Origin of the sequence: Nostoc sp. 2RC, from assembly GCF_014222165.1 — a bacterium.
Lineage (GTDB): Bacteria > Cyanobacteriota > Cyanobacteriia > Cyanobacteriales > Nostocaceae > Nostoc > Nostoc linckia.
This window is the reverse complement of sequence record NZ_JACKZU010000832.1, coordinates 1-279: the sequence shown is the minus strand read 5'-3', so window position 1 is coordinate 279 and position 279 is coordinate 1. Positions and strand designations below refer to the sequence as shown.

At 37.3% G+C, this 279-nt stretch carries 1 protein-coding gene; it reads left to right on the top strand.

Annotation, left to right across the window (positions count from 1 at the left end):
* On the top strand, positions 1 to 279 hold a 279-nt coding region (locus GNE10_RS35160; RefSeq protein ID WP_185570585.1), incomplete at both ends, for an alcohol dehydrogenase catalytic domain-containing protein.

The following is a 279-nucleotide window of genomic DNA, read 5'->3' as shown; positions in this document are numbered from 1 at the left end:
GTAGAAGAAGTAGGAAAAGATGTTAAAACTTTAAAAAAAGGTGATAGAGTTGTTATACCTTTTAACATAGGGTGTGGCGATTGTTTCTATTGTAATAATGACATGGAATCTCAGTGTGATAATTCTAATCCATCACCAGCAAGTTGGAAAATGGATAACGGTGGTCTGTTCGGTTTTGGTAGTGCTATGCACGGGAACCATTGGGGCGGTCAAGCTGAATATTTAAGAGTGCCATTTGCTGATTTCTCTTCTTTCAAGGTTCACGATAATGACTTAAAA